The 13,026-nt window shown below is 29.9% G+C and carries 12 protein-coding genes; 11 read left to right on the forward strand and 1 reads right to left on the reverse strand.

Translation table 11 applies throughout. The annotated features are described in order from the left end of the window. Nucleotides 1-145: 145 nt before the first annotated feature. From AC5ZCW_RS04890 to AC5ZCW_RS04925, 8 genes are all read left to right on the forward strand, one after another. A complete protein-coding gene (locus tag AC5ZCW_RS04890; RefSeq protein ID WP_343540709.1) occupies nucleotides 146-652 on the forward strand; it encodes a peptidase in 507 nt (168 codons plus the stop codon). An 11-nt stretch (nucleotides 653-663) separates the two neighbouring features. Further along, nucleotides 664-2,148, forward strand: a complete 1,485-nt coding sequence (locus AC5ZCW_RS04895; RefSeq protein ID WP_343540708.1) for a GH3 auxin-responsive promoter family protein — start codon at nucleotides 664-666, stop codon at nucleotides 2,146-2,148. Nucleotides 2,149-2,288: 140 nt separating this feature from the next. Further along, entirely contained in the window at nucleotides 2,289-3,968 is a 1,680-nt protein-coding gene (locus tag AC5ZCW_RS04900; protein WP_177211508.1) for a DUF6909 family protein, read from the forward strand. A gap of 9 nt (nucleotides 3,969-3,977) precedes the next feature. Further along, on the forward strand, nucleotides 3,978-4,964 hold the full coding sequence (locus tag AC5ZCW_RS04905; protein ID WP_343540707.1) for a hypothetical protein: 987 nt from the start codon (nucleotides 3,978-3,980) through the stop codon (nucleotides 4,962-4,964). Between the two features lie 8 nt (nucleotides 4,965-4,972). Next, nucleotides 4,973-6,274, forward strand: coding sequence for an MATE family efflux transporter (locus tag AC5ZCW_RS04910; RefSeq protein ID WP_343540706.1), 1,302 nt, complete (start codon nucleotides 4,973-4,975; stop codon nucleotides 6,272-6,274). A 9-nt stretch (nucleotides 6,275-6,283) separates the two neighbouring features. Then, nucleotides 6,284-7,387, forward strand: coding sequence for a glycosyltransferase (locus tag AC5ZCW_RS04915; protein WP_343540704.1), 1,104 nt, complete (start codon nucleotides 6,284-6,286; stop codon nucleotides 7,385-7,387). After that, nucleotides 7,375-8,439 carry a hypothetical protein gene (locus AC5ZCW_RS04920; RefSeq protein ID WP_496118279.1) on the forward strand — a complete coding sequence of 355 codons (1,065 nt, stop codon included), beginning with the start codon at nucleotides 7,375-7,377 and terminating at the stop codon, nucleotides 8,437-8,439. Before AC5ZCW_RS04915 ends, AC5ZCW_RS04920 begins: the two co-directional genes overlap by 13 nt. 139 nt (nucleotides 8,440-8,578) lie before the next feature. After that, complete coding sequence (locus AC5ZCW_RS04925; protein ID WP_496118280.1) at nucleotides 8,579-9,703, forward strand: O-antigen ligase family protein; 1,125 nt, start codon at nucleotides 8,579-8,581, stop codon at nucleotides 9,701-9,703. Here the strand turns inward: AC5ZCW_RS04925 and AC5ZCW_RS04930 are convergent. Continuing rightward, nucleotides 9,680-10,756, reverse strand: coding sequence for a glycosyltransferase (locus tag AC5ZCW_RS04930; protein ID WP_496118281.1), 1,077 nt, complete (start codon nucleotides 10,754-10,756; stop codon nucleotides 9,680-9,682). The genes AC5ZCW_RS04925 and AC5ZCW_RS04930 overlap by 24 nt on opposite strands. A gap of 190 nt (nucleotides 10,757-10,946) precedes the next feature. On the opposite strand from AC5ZCW_RS04930, the gene AC5ZCW_RS04935 reads away from it, so the two are divergent. Genes AC5ZCW_RS04935 through AC5ZCW_RS04945 form a run of 3 tightly spaced genes read left to right on the forward strand, consistent with a single transcriptional unit; the run spans nucleotide 10,947 to nucleotide 13,012 of the window. Further along, nucleotides 10,947-11,621 (forward strand): hypothetical protein, encoded by a 675-nt coding sequence (locus AC5ZCW_RS04935; protein ID WP_496118282.1) that lies wholly within the window; start codon nucleotides 10,947-10,949, stop codon nucleotides 11,619-11,621. 18 nt (nucleotides 11,622-11,639) lie between these two features. Beyond that, nucleotides 11,640-12,008, forward strand: coding sequence for a hypothetical protein (locus AC5ZCW_RS04940; protein ID WP_496118283.1), 369 nt, complete (start codon nucleotides 11,640-11,642; stop codon nucleotides 12,006-12,008). Then, on the forward strand, nucleotides 12,005-13,012 hold the full coding sequence (locus tag AC5ZCW_RS04945; RefSeq protein ID WP_496118284.1) for a M43 family zinc metalloprotease: 1,008 nt from the start codon (nucleotides 12,005-12,007) through the stop codon (nucleotides 13,010-13,012). The genes AC5ZCW_RS04940 and AC5ZCW_RS04945 overlap by 4 nt, the downstream gene beginning before the upstream one ends. Nucleotides 13,013-13,026: the final 14 nt, after the last annotated feature.

Genomic DNA, 13,026 nt, shown 5'->3' on the forward strand with positions numbered 1-13,026 from the left:
CGAAATAGAAGTATTTTTAGTTTAAAATATTTGTATCAGACCGCGTTAAATATTTTATAAAATCGTAAATTATAGCTCTTCATGAAATTTATTGAATAAATATCATGATGATTAATTATTATATTTGCTAGCATAAAGAAGGATAATGAATAAAAAAAAGAAAAAGAATTTTAGAAAAAAACTGTTCATTAAAAACCGATTAGTAATTTTAAATGAAGACACTTTTGAAGAGATATTTTCTTTTAGGCTTACTTTAATGAATGTCTTTGTAACGTTTACTTTGGGAGGAATATTTCTAATTTTGGTTACTACTTTTATCATTGCTTTTACACCCCTTCGCGAATTTATTCCTGGATATTCTTCGACAGAATTGAAAAGAAATGCTACAAGACTAGCAATAAAATCGGATTCTTTAGAAACGGCTTTAAAACAGAATGAAATTTATATAAAAGGAATTCAGAAAGTTTTGAAGGGAGAATTGGAATATTCAAAATTTAATAAAGATTCTATATTAGCAGAATCGGTTGAGGATGCTTCAGATGTAAATATAAAAGCATCTGACGCTGAAATAAAACTGAGAGAAGATGTAGCTGAAACTGAAAAAGAGCTGAAGGCAAAATCTCAGGACAAAAAGAAAAGTGATAAAAAATAATACCACTGAAAATGTCAATTAAGTCAATTTCGGCAAAAATATTTGCCAAAAATATATACAATCAGACACTTAAATGGGCCAATAAACCTGTTGAAACACAACAAAAAGTTTTTAAAAGTTTGATTGAAAATGCTCAAAATACCAAATTTGGAAAAGACCATCATTTTGAACAAATAAAAAGTTTTGAAGATTTTCAGAAACACGTTCCTGTTAGAGATTATGAAGATTTAAAATCTTACATAGAAAAGATAGTAAAAGGAGAAGCGGATATTCTCTGGAAAGGAAAACCTTTATATTTTGCTAAAACTTCTGGAACAACTTCTGGCGCAAAATTTATCCCGCTTACCAAAGAATCGATGCCTTATCATATTGAAGCAGCTCGAAATGCAATTCTGCATTATATTCATGAAACAGGAAATGCTGATTTTGTCGATGGAAAAATGATTTTTTTGCAAGGAAGTCCAATTCTGACAGAGAAGTACGGAATTAAATTTGGACGACTTTCTGGAATTGTAGCGCATTTTGTTCCTAAATATCTGCAGAAAAACCGAATGCCATCTTGGGAAACCAATTGCATTGAAGATTGGGAAACCAAGGTAGATGCTATTGTCGATGAGACTATAAAAGAAGATATGTCGGTTATCTCTGGAATTCCGTCTTGGGTTCAGATGTATTTCGAACGTTTGGAACATAAAAGCGGCGGAAAAAAGATTGGCGAAATATTCAAAAATTTCAATTTGTTTATTTACGGAGGTGTTAATTACGAACCGTATCGTGCCAAATTTGAAAACATGATCGGCAGAAAAGTAGACAGTATAGAATTGTTTCCTGCCTCTGAAGGATTTTTTGCTTATCAGGATTCACAAAAAGAAAAAGGGATGCTGTTGCTATTGAATTCAGGTATTTTCTATGAGTTTATAAAAGCGGATGAGTTCTTTGAAGAAAATCCAAAAGTGTTGACAATTGGAGAGGTTGAAGTAGGAGTGAACTATGTTTTGATAATTTCTACCAATGCAGGGCTGTGGCGTTATAATATCGGAGATACCGTTCAATTCACTTCTTTGGCTCCATATCGTGTTATAGTTTCTGGACGTATTAAACATTATATTTCGGCTTTTGGAGAACACGTTATCGCCAATGAAGTCGAAAATGCGATGAAAGAAGCCGTAAATTCGACTAATATCGTAATCAATGAGTTTACTGTGGCGCCTCAGATAAATCCATCAAACGGACTTCCGTATCACGAGTGGTTGATAGAATTTGAGAAAGAACCCGAAAACATGGAAGTTTTTGCCGAAACTATTGACAATTCAATGCGTAAGCAGAATATTTATTATGACGATTTAATTACCGGAAATGTCTTAAGAAAAGTAGTGATCACTAAAGTTTCTAAAAACGGATTTCAAGATTACATGAAATCGCAAGGAAAATTGGGCGGACAGAATAAAATTCCGAGATTATCGAATGATAGAAATATTGCTGATAATTTGAAGTAGGATGTAGCTTTTTTAAAATAACCGTCTAACAATTTGTTAAATGGAAATTCATTAAAGTTATATATATAATTCCTACTTTCGTTTATTGAAATATTCACGTCTTCTTTACAAATGAAGATGATTTTTAAAAATAAAAAGACATGAAAGAAACTAAACATATATCAAGATCTAGAGCGCAGGAATCTTCTGCTGCGATAGAAAAAATGTACATTACAATGCGTCATTTATTCAACCGTGGTTTTTATAAACCAATGGGAGTTTCTGGCGATAGCTTACGTGAATCATTATTGGCTTTACGTCCAGAAATTTATGGAAATATCGCCGAAGAAAAAGTAGAGTTAAACGGGCTTTTGTACGTTATTGAACGTCTTCCAATCGGAATTGAACAATGCCGATTTATCAATTTAACTTCAGACGAAGGATACTCTAAATCGCATTTTCAGCCGATTGTTCCTCCAAAAAGAAGAAGAAACTGCTACAGAATTGACGAAGAACAGATGAATGTTGAAATCACTCGTGGACGTTCAGACATTTACGATATTTTGACGCATTTGACTTTCATTTTTATCGAATCGCATAAAATTAAAAATAGAGTTTTAATAGATGATGGAGGAGAAGTTTCGCGTGATTGGCAGAAATTAGAGCAAGCCGTTATGCAGACTAAAAAGCTTTCTCAAGTTGAAAAAGAAAAAGCAATTTCTCACGTTGCCAATATTTTAGCAAGAACTTTTGAGGAAGTTTTAGATATTTACGATGCTTTTGGTTCAGAAAATGCACCAGATCGTTTCCTACACGTTATTTATTGGTTAGGAAAATTAGCGATAGAAGAGATTGTTGAAAACAACAAACGTACGATCACTTTTAGTCCAGTTTTACGTGAAAGATTAGGACACCATATTCATGGAGAAATCTGGGCAACAAATATTAAAGAAGTTTTAAAAGCAAACGATTTGCTGAAAAGACCAATTCACGTAATTAGTGCCAATATGCACAGTGTCATGAATTCGATTTTTGCGACACCTTTGCTGAAAACAAAATATAAAGGAAAAACAGATTTCTTTATTTATGAAGAATTAAGCAGTTCAGGATCAAAAGAAATTAGAGGTCAAGTAGAAGAATTGGCTTTAAAAAATGGAATGATCTCGTTGCCAGATTGTTCAGGAACGAATATCGATGTTCAAATTTTTGACACAGCTAAAATTGATTGGTCAAAAACAGCTTTTTCGCATGCAAATGTAGGCGAAGATAAACCTGTTATTATCGTGATGGATTATGCTTTTGGAGAGCAGGCTTACGAAACTATTGACGAGCTTTTGAAACCATTTAAAAAAGAAACTTTACTAAATGTAAAATCGGTTTCTATTATGGGTAAAGCCGGAATTCTAGAAGGCGGAAAAGGAGATATCATGATTCCGTCTGCGCATATCAACGAAGGAACGGCAGATAATTATTTCTTCGAAAATGAATTGACAGGTGCAATGTTTGAAGGAAATGATATAGATATTTATGAAGGAGCAATGGTAACCGTTCTTGGAACTTCACTACAAAATAGAGATTTATTAAAGTTTTTCCATGAATCGACTTGGGGCGTAATTGGCCTTGAAATGGAAGGATCTTATTATCAAAAAGCCATTCAGTCAGCATCTAAAATTAGAAAAAGCGTTCCACACGATATTAAAGTTCGCTATGCTTATTATGCTTCAGATAATCCGCTGGAAACAGGAAGTACATTGGCCTCAGGCGGATTGGGAACAACAGGAGTAAAACCAACGTATTTAATTACAATTAAGATTCTAGAGCAGATTTTCAACATCAAATAAAAATCATAAATGAGTACAAAAGTACCGCAGGATAATTCAGAACAGGAGATTGATATTTTTCAGCTTTCTAAAAGCATTGGCAGTTTTTTTGATCGAATTAATGCCATGATTTTTAAATCTATTCATTTCTTTGTTCGCAATTGGATTATCGTTTTAATTTTGGCTGTTGCAGGTTTTGGAATTGGCTGGTATTTAGATGCAAATAAAAAATCATTTGAAAATCAGGTTATTGTAACTCCAAATTTTGGAAGCGTAGATTATCTTTATTCTAAAATAGATTTGATCGAATCTAAAATTATTGCAGGAGATACTGCTTTCTTAAAAAACGTAGTTGGAATTCAAAATCCAAAATCAATAAAAAAAATCGAAATTAAGCCTATTGCCGATGTTTATAAGTTTATTGAAGACAAAGAGCAGAATTTCGAGCTGATTAAATTAATGGCTGAGGTTGGCGAAGTCAAAAAAGTTCTAGAAGACAACGTAACAAGTAAAAACTACACTTTTCATTCAATATCTTTTGTAACCAACAAAATTACGGAAGAAAAAGATATCGTAAAGCCGTTGTTAAAATACTTAAACAGTTCTGAATATTTTAAGGAGCTTCAAAAAATTGGATACAAAAACTTACAGCAACAAATTGTTCAAAACGATACTATTATTGCTCAAATTGACCAAGTTTTAAACGGATTTTCGAATACGGTAAAAAACAGTTCAAGAAACGATAAATTAGTGTATTATAATGAAAATACGCAGCTTAATGACATCATTAAAACAAAGCAGTATTTGATTATTGATCAGGGAAAAAACAGATTAAAACTTATGAATTATGATAAAACGATTAAGGAAATAAATGCGATTTTAAATATCAATAATACTAAAATTACGAACGGGAATTTTAAACTTATGCTTCCGATATTTTTTCTTTTTCTCTTTGTTTTAATTCATTTATTTCTAAAGTTTTATCGCAGCCAGCTTTTGAAAGCTCAGGTTAAATAATATTAGGATTGAAAACGCTTAAGATCTTTGAAAGAATTTCAAAAAACTCCTTCATAAAACAGAGTTTAGGAACTTTGGCTTTGCGAATTTTCGGAGTTCTTTTGTTATTTGGTTTCACGGTGTTTTTAACAAAATCATACAGTCCAAAATTGGTCGGGCAGTATGATTTTGTGCGTTCTTATCTTTTGGCAGTTGGAAGTATTTGTTTATTAGGTTTCGATCAGTCTATTTTATATTTTAAAGGAAGACTGGCAAGTCAGAATGAGCTTAGACAATTAAAAAAAGTATATTTAAAAATGGTGAATATGCTATTTTTAACTTCAATATTAATTCTAATTGTTTTTCTTCTTATCGATAAAAAGAGAATCAATACTTATTTTCTTGATGATGAGGTTTATTCTATTCTTTTAAAAAGTTCTGTTATATTATTTTTTCATGGATTGTCGCTTTTAAATACTGAAGTTTTCAGAGCGATGGACAAATTGTATGTTGCTGAATTGTTTCGAAATATTATCAAATATATTCCGCTAATAATTGGCTCTGTTGTTTTGTTTTTTTGGCATTTAGAAACGTATTTGGTAGATGTTTTTTTAATTGGTTTTGTTTTTTTGGCAATTATAAGCTCTGTTTTAATATTCATTTACTTTAATAAAACGGAGAAGGTAACAGAAGAGGTTTTTACTTCAAAAGAGATTTTTACAAAATCATATCCCATAGCAATAAGTGGAATGGCATTGTTCCTATTGATGTGTTTTGATATCATGTTTTTAAAGAAATACAAAAACGATGAAACAGTTGCTTTTTATTCTGTTGGGGTTAAACTAATGACAATTGTTTCAGTTATAATTGTAACCATTAACATTACTGTTTCTTCAAAAATTTCAGAGTTTTTTGCAAGTAAAAACATAGTAGAATTAAAAAAAGTAGTTAGAAAAAGCGTTCGATTAATCTTTGGAATAACGTTTCCGGTTATTCTTTTGATGTGTGTTTTTTCAGAATATATTTTGTCTTTTTTTGGACATCAATATATTGCTGCACAAGTGCCTTTTTTAATTCTTATTATAGGTCAGGGAATTTGTTCTGTATTTGGATCTGCTCCGGTTTATTTAAATATGACCGGAAGGCAACATATATTTCAGATCATTTTAATTATAGCAGTTGTAATTAACTTTATTTTAAATCGATTTTTAATTCCGATGTATGGAATGACTGGAGCCGCAATTGCATTTGTTTCTAGTTCTTTTTTCTGGAATTTTGTGTCAACAGTTTTTATCTACAAAAAGGATAAAATAAAAATTTTTTTGCATTAAAGTACAATTATGAAAATAATACAAATTATAAACAGGTTTGATTCGGGAGGCGCTGAAAAGTTGCTACTGGAAACCATTCCTCTTTATAATGCCAAGGGAATTCATGTTGATCTTTTGTTACTAAACGGAAAAAATTTACCTTTTTTAAAAGCTTTAAAAGCTCAAAATTGTTGTAATATTTATTCTTTAGGCTCATATTCGGTATATAATCCAATTCAGATTTTTAGAATGATATCTTTTTTGAAAAAATACCACATAGCTCATGTCCATTTATTTCCGTCTCAATATTGGATTGTATTGTCAAAAATTATTTCTTTCTCAAAAATAAAAATTATTGTAACAGAACATAGCTCTTCCAATCCTCGTATTAAAAGTTTTTTTTTCAGTAAAATTGATCGATTCATGTATCGATTTTATAATAAAATAATTTGTATTACGGATGAGGTTTACGAAATAATACAATATCATACAAAATTGCCTAAGAACAAATTTAAAGTCATTGAGAACGGAATTAATTTGAAAGTAATTTACAATGCGAAACCTTACTTTAAAAAAGAAATTTCAGAGTTATTGAATGAACAAGACACTTTATTAATTCAAGTAGCAAGATTTAGTAAACATAAAGATCCTGAAACAGTAATTAGAGCAATGAGATTACTACCAGATAATTTTAAATTAATTTTTGTTGGTGATGGTAATTTGAAAGAAGAATGCGAAAAAAGAGTTCAAAAATTGGGATTAGAGGGTAGAGTTATATTTTTGGGCGAAAGAATTGATGTTGATCGTCTTTTAAAAACGGCAGACATTTCTATTCTAAGCTCAAATGGAGAAGGTTTTGGTTTGGTGGCAATAGAAAGTATGGCTTCAGGGAAACCTTTTATTGGTTCAAATGTTATAGGATTATCAAGTTTAGTAAAAGGATCGGGAATTTTGTTTGAAAAAAGGAATGAACAGGAATTAGCAGATAGTATTAAAAAATTGATCGAAGATGATGGTTTTCGTATAAATGTTATTAATGCTTGTCAGTTAAAAGCGAAACAATTTGATATCGAAGTAATGGTAGAGAAACATATAAAATTATATAAAACAGTTATAGAAGGATGCAATTTTTAGTCAAAAAAAGTAGAGTCGCATTTTTTGTGATTGTAGTAGCAAATTTATTTGTTGCAATGCTGTCTTTTTTTGTTTTACCTCCAAAGTTTTTCTATGACGCTGCTGTAATTGTTTATGATAAATACAATGAAATAGGCTATTTTGGTAGTTATCCATTGACTATTTTGTTTTATAAAGTTACAGGTCTCCGCTATCTTCCATTTCCAGTAATTGCACTTATACAATTCCCTATTCTGATGTATGTTCTGTATAAAATAGGAATTCCAGATTCTTTTGAAAAAATAAATGTAAAAAATGCGATCGTTTATTTAGGATTTTTTATGATTGCTATTTTTATTGCAATGCCTTCAAAAGAGTTTATTACTTTTTTATTCATTTCTGCAATTATATTTCTGTGTAAAAACAAACCTTATTCCTTTCAAAAAACTGTTCTTTTATCCGTATTTCTTTTTATACTTTTTGGAGCTTTATATAGGCCTTATTTTGCTCTGATTCCTATAATTGCTGGAGGAATGTATTTGATAAGTTTTATCAATTTTAAAAACAAAACCGTATCAACGATTTTTTACGGATTATTGATTGTCTTTTTTTTATCGTTGAGTTATGGAATTTTAAAAGGAGAATACTTTTCTGAAATGAGCCGTGAAGTGGTCAATAAAGAACGTATAGGTTCTCCAGATGCAAATTCGATGATTACTCCGCCTTTAAAACCAGATACTTGGTATGGAGAAATGGTTGCTATTTTTTACGGATTTTTTACCGTTAATATTCCATTAAATGGTTTAAAACATATTTTATCACCTCAAATTGTTTTATTTGTAATTTGGCAGCTTTTGCTTTTTTACATTTTAATAGTTCGCTTTGCTAAATGTATAAAACACAGAAAATATTATAAATATGAACTTTTCATTTTTTTTATATTGTTTTCGTTTTTTATTACCCAAGGAGTTTTCGAGCCCGATTTAGGTTCGGCGATGAGACATAAAATAGGCATTTTTCCGTTAATTTATTTTGCATTATATCATGAACATTTCCGAAAAGAACTTCAATAAAATCTTCCATGTTTTTTTGTGTTTGATTGCCATTTTGATGATCTTTAGAAAGCCATGCTCAATATTGATTGTAGTATTTGCTGCATTTAATTTAGTTTTTTTCAAGAAATTGCATTACACAAAAATCATACTGATTTTGATGACTTGTATTGCTTCTCCGGTAATCCTTGAATTGTTGCTTTTCTGGAATAATGATTCTTTAGCAAAAGGATTAAAAGCGATAGAAAAAAGTACTTCTTTAATAATTTTTCCATTATTTATAATTGGAAATTTTCAGAGGATAAATTTTTTGAAATTAGTTCAAACCTATGTTTTCGGAACAACTTTGATTTTACTTTTTTTCTTTATTCGATTTAATGTTTTGTATCCAGATTTGATGCATAAATACTTAAACGGCATACATTTATGGGAAATGGGATATCAATTTGGAAATAGTATAGGGATTCATGCTCCAGCATTAAATATGCATTTGGCTTTTGTTACCATTTCTGCTTTTTATTTTGTGATTAAGAGTTTTAAAGATCATGAAAAATCTAAACTCAAAGTAGTGAGAATAATAGTCTTTATTCTTTCTTTTTTCTTTGTGTTGTTTGTTAATACGAGAATGGCTTTGGTAAATGTTTTTATCGGATTTTTAATTGTTCTTTTTTATGCCGTTAAGCAGGATAATTTTAGAAAAATAGCGTTAAGAGGGCTGCCTTTATTAGTTTTACTAATTGCTGTTTTATTCTTATTTGTTCAAAAAGACCCATACATGAAAGAAAAATATTCAAGTGTTAGTTTTGCTTATATGGACAAAGTGGGAAAGCTTGATGAGATTGATCATCCAGAGGTTAAGGTTTTTAACTCTTTGGTTACCAGAGTATCTATATGGAAATCTGCTTGGGAATTGTCATTGAAAAATCTGCCTTTTGGTGTGGGAGCTTCAGATGGAAAAAACGAATTAAACAAATACTATGCAGCAACCAATCAGAAGTTTTTGGCAAAGTATGAATTCCCTACTCACAATCAGTTTCTTGATTTTTTGTTGAAGTTTGGAATTCTTGGGCCTTTGGTAGTATTATTTTATATTTCTATAATTGGATATCTGGGATTTGATTTAAAGAATCCTATTGTAATTTCGTTTTTCGTAATCTTTTTTACCTCAAATCTAATGGATGATTTTTTACTTCGTTTTGATGGAATTGCTTTCAGCGGGTTTTGGTTATCCATTTTTTCAAGTTATTGGCTGCAGCAAAAATCAGCTCTTGTAAATTGCAACTAGTTCTTCAAAGTTTTTATTTTTATCGAATAACTCTGAGCATCTTTCAAAAGCTTTTTTAGCAAAAAGATTTCGATTTTCTGCATAGCTAAGAGTTTCAAAATAAGGTTTTAATTCTGAGATTTCATCAAACAGAAATCCAGTTTCATTATGGATGACAATATCTTTATTACCAATTACATTACTGACAATAACAGGTTTTTCTAAAGCCATTGCTTCTAAAACGGCAATTGGCAGCCCTTCCCATAATGAAGTTTGTAAATAAACATCAATGCTATTTAATTCTTTCAGAATACTTTCGCGATCAAAAAACCATCCTGTAATTTTTATATTAGAAGCTGTAAGTAAAGAATTTAACTCACCATCTCCAATCCATACAAAATTAAAATCTGGAAAATTGAGGGCTATCGAATTAAAAAGAGGTGGATTTTTTTGATATGTTATTCTGCCTAAAATCCCTACAGTAAGCTTATCATTTTTATTTTCAACAAAACTTTCACGTATATTCTCAATATCAACACCATTGCGAACCAATTTTGACTTACCGATTTTTTTGGCAATTTCAAACTCAGTATCGCCACAGGCAATAGTTATACCTCCAAATATAGCTTGGATACTTTTTTCTATAAACCAATATATTTTTCGAATGGGTTTTGAAATATCTGTTCTAAGAAAAGAATAACCGTGTGGAGAATAATAAAGTTTCTTTTTCTTAAATAGAAAGAAATAGGCAATCCTGCCTAAAACACCTGCTTTTGATGAATGAAGGTGAATAATGTCTGGATTTATTTTTTTCAGCTCTTTAGTTAACCGAATTACAGATTTTAGATCTTGAAGAGGAGAAAAACTTCGCAGCATATTAATTTCTACTAAATTAATGTTGCTAGAAAGTTCAGATTTAATTTTTTCTCTGTCTATTTCTTTTCGGTTTGCACTGTAAATTATTGTAGTATCGATGCGACTTTTTATTTCATCCTCACCAAAATAAGTTGATAAATCATTAAAATAAGTATAAACGCCTCCGCCAAGGGCTTCTATGATATGTACAACTTTCAAAAGGATAGGAATTTTTATCGTAAAAATAAATAATATTGATTTGAAATGAGATACTTATTTTTATTTAGAATTACTATAAAATTTAACTAACTATAAAAAGAAAGAAAATATTTATATTTTTATATCAACTTTAAAATTTTAAATTATGAAAAAATTATCCTGTTTATTATTACTATTAAGTACTACTACTATGTGTTTTGGTCAAATTTATAGCAAGTGGGGAGTTGTAAATAGTTCTTTAAATTCAAATGACAATGTTGGTATTGGAATTGATAATCCTCTTTCTAAGCTTCAAGTAATTGGAGATATTTCCAGTAGTGGAAATAATTTAAGAATCGGATTCGATACTCACGATACATTTAATAATGCTACTGGTACTTTAGCACATTATGGAATGTCATTATGGAGAAATTCTGCTAATGAGCCTGGTGTTTCATTATCAGGATTCTATGGATTAAATTTTTATACTACAGGTAATGAAAGAATGAGAATTAAAGAAAATGGAAATATAGGAATAGGGAGTACAAATCCAGACGAAAAACTTACAGTAAAAGGAAAAATTCATGCCGAAGAAGTAAGAGTAGATTTGCAAGTTCCAGCTGATTATGTTTTTGAAAAATATTATACAGGATCATCAAAATTAAAATCTGATTATATAATGCCAACTTTAGCAGAGATTGAGAAATTCACTAAAGAAAACAACCATCTTCCAAACGTACCTTCTGCCCAAGAAATTAAAGATAAAGGATTACAATTGGGAGAAATGAACAATATTTTACTTCAAAAAATAGAGGAACTTACACTTTATATTATAGAGCAAAACAAAAGAATTGAAACACTTGAAGCAAAGATAAATTCTAAATAATTATTTGAAATTCAGATAATGAGAAATTTTGTAACTAAAGTAGGGTATATATATGTTTTTTCGATTAGTATTAGTTTATCAGCGCAGTCATCAAAAAAAAATATTTGTACAGAAATTTACGGAACATGGGAAACTTATTACAAACAACTTCCTTTTCGAATAATTTCTAAAGATAAATCTGAGATATGGACTTTCAGAGAAAATGGAATTTTAATTATAGACAACAAATCGGGGAATTTTTATATGGAAGATAATTGCAAGAAATTATATATAGATAAAGATTTTGATTTTTTCGTTGAAATTAATAAAGATTCATTAACTATTATTAAACATGTATTACCTCACGAAAGTTATGTTATTCGTTTTAAAAAAATAAATGGAAAATGAAACAAAAAATTACACTTATAGTTTTTCTGTTTATAACTTTTTTTTGTCATTCACAAAAATGTTTATCAGATCAATTCTTAAATATTCAAAAAAAAAATAACCCTCAATTAGATGCAAAAATTAAAGAAGTTATAGCAAGTTTTAGGGATAATGAGGCAAACAAAACAAATAAAAATGCTTCTACTCAGGAAGCAATTGGCGACGAAATAATTGTAATCCCTGTAGTTTTTAATGTTATTCATAGTGGAGAAGCAGTTGGAGTTGGAAAAAATATAGCTTTAAGTAAGATAGAAGAACAAATTAATATATTAAATCAGGCATATAGTGGACAATATGGAGGTGTTGATACTAAAATCAGATTTTGTTTGGCCAAGCAAAATACTATGGGCCAAGTAACAACTGGTGTTAATCGTTTTATAGGAAATTCATCATACGAGGTGGGTATTCCTATTTCTTTCGATCCCTTTTGTGATTTAAGTATGGAAAAGAGTAGACAGATAAAAAATAATATTTATTTAGGTTTTCCAAATAGCCTTTTTCTAAATATTTGGACAGCTGATTTGAAATATTGTGGAAAAGATGACTTATCTGGATTTTCTTCTTTCCCTTTTGAAAGTAATCCCGCATTGGATGGTGTTGTTTTAGATTATCTTCAAGTTGGGAGCAATGATGTTTCAAATCCTAATAGTCCTAATTACTCCAATGGATGTATAGCAGTACATGAAATAGGTCACTGGTTGGGATTATTTCATATTTTTTCAGATAAAGGGTGTAATGAGACTGATTGTGAAAAGGAAGGAGATTTAATTTGTGATACAGATGCAGTACCTACCTCGGGGGATAAAAATATTGTAATAGGAGGAAATTGTTTAGGATATAATTGTAAAGGACAAACAACAAGTGTGGTTCAAAATTATATGGATTATCAAATTTCATCGCGAATGTATTGCCAAACAAAATTTACTGCTGGTCAAAAGAAAAGAATGAGAGATATGCTTACTTAATTATAGATCTTCAA

The sequence above is a fragment of the Flavobacterium sp. PLA-DH12 genome, from assembly GCF_059511845.1.

What these genes read in the sequence shown, in the direction of transcription:
- AC5ZCW_RS04935 (WP_496118282.1), top strand. Translation starts at nt 10,947, where the DNA reads ATGTGTTTTGGTCAAATTTATAGCAAGTGGGGAGTTGTAAATAGTTCT.
- AC5ZCW_RS04915 (WP_343540704.1), top strand. Translation starts at nt 6,284, where the DNA reads ATGAAAATAATACAAATTATAAACAGGTTTGATTCGGGAGGCGCTGAA.
- AC5ZCW_RS04895 (WP_343540708.1), top strand. Translation starts at nt 664, where the DNA reads ATGTCAATTAAGTCAATTTCGGCAAAAATATTTGCCAAAAATATATAC.
- AC5ZCW_RS04945 (WP_496118284.1), top strand. Translation starts at nt 12,005, where the DNA reads ATGAAACAAAAAATTACACTTATAGTTTTTCTGTTTATAACTTTTTTT.
- AC5ZCW_RS04900 (WP_177211508.1), top strand. Translation starts at nt 2,289, where the DNA reads ATGAAAGAAACTAAACATATATCAAGATCTAGAGCGCAGGAATCTTCT.
- AC5ZCW_RS04920 (WP_496118279.1), top strand. Translation starts at nt 7,375, where the DNA reads ATGCAATTTTTAGTCAAAAAAAGTAGAGTCGCATTTTTTGTGATTGTA.
- AC5ZCW_RS04890 (WP_343540709.1), top strand. Translation starts at nt 146, where the DNA reads ATGAATAAAAAAAAGAAAAAGAATTTTAGAAAAAAACTGTTCATTAAA.
- AC5ZCW_RS04925 (WP_496118280.1), top strand. Translation starts at nt 8,579, where the DNA reads ATGACTTGTATTGCTTCTCCGGTAATCCTTGAATTGTTGCTTTTCTGG.
- AC5ZCW_RS04940 (WP_496118283.1), top strand. Translation starts at nt 11,640, where the DNA reads ATGAGAAATTTTGTAACTAAAGTAGGGTATATATATGTTTTTTCGATT.
- AC5ZCW_RS04905 (WP_343540707.1), top strand. Translation starts at nt 3,978, where the DNA reads ATGAGTACAAAAGTACCGCAGGATAATTCAGAACAGGAGATTGATATT.